The organism is Shewanella sp. DNRA4 (assembly GCF_012843185.1).
Lineage (GTDB): Bacteria > Pseudomonadota > Gammaproteobacteria > Enterobacterales > Shewanellaceae > Shewanella > Shewanella xiamenensis.
On sequence record NZ_JABAIP010000038.1, the window covers coordinates 1 to 844 of the forward strand.

Annotated in this window: 2 tRNA genes and 2 rRNA genes; all 4 read right to left on the reverse strand. The window is 44.9% G+C overall.

What is annotated here, in order from left to right:
* Positions 1-86, reverse strand: a 23S ribosomal RNA gene (locus HG547_RS20580); the annotation flags it as partial.
* Positions 87-360: 274 nt separating this feature from the next.
* Positions 361-436: transfer RNA gene (locus tag HG547_RS20585), tRNA-Ala, on the reverse strand.
* Between the two features lie 137 nt (positions 437-573).
* A tRNA-Ile gene (locus tag HG547_RS20590) sits at positions 574-650 on the reverse strand.
* 119 nt (positions 651-769) lie between these two features.
* A 16S ribosomal RNA gene (locus tag HG547_RS20595) occupies positions 770-844 on the reverse strand; the annotation flags it as partial.

Here is an 844-nt window from a genome sequence, read left to right on the forward strand (position 1 = left end):
GCTCGCCAACGCTTTTCGCAAGTTACTACGTCCTTCATCGCCTCTGACTGCCAAGGCATCCACCGTATACGCTTAGTCGCTTAACCATACAACCCAAATGAGTTTCACATCACTTGCGTCGTTGCGACCAGCTGGTTTTACTTGTCTCATCTTCGACCAAGAAGATGGACTCGCCTTAGACTTGAATATTCAAGACACTTAACAAGTGTTTTAAGAACTCAATTTTTTTCGTATTAACACAACGACAGACATCATTGTATTAATTACTATCAGCTTTCCAAATTGTTAAAGAGCGGGCTTAAAAAAGCCAAAGATAATGTTTTAGTTTATCTTTGGCATCTCTAACCATAATGCAGTAAATGGTGGAGCTATGCGGGATCGAACCGCAGACCTCCTGCGTGCAAGGCAGGCGCTCTCCCAGCTGAGCTATAGCCCCATTTACATGCAGTGCGAGTAAATAAGATGTTCCAAACCTCTTAAAGGATTGGTTTACCAATTATTTCTTATCAAGGCGGACAGTGGCGACGTTTAGTTCACTAAACGAGTCACTTTCCAACGCTGAGAAGGAAGGATTGGTGGGTCAGAGTGGACTTGAACCACCGACCTCACCCTTATCAGGGGTGCGCTCTAACCAGCTGAGCTACAGACCCATCTTTTACTCTATCTTCTATCAAGCAAATCTGTGTGAACACTCAAAAGGTACACGGATGTACCGAATGTCGAAAATGCAGGAGCATTTTTCGACCAAACATCGAGTTAGTCGTATAGGTAAGGAGGTGATCCAGCCCCAGGTTCCCCTAGGGCTACCTTGTTACGACTTCACCCCAGTCATGAACCACAAAGT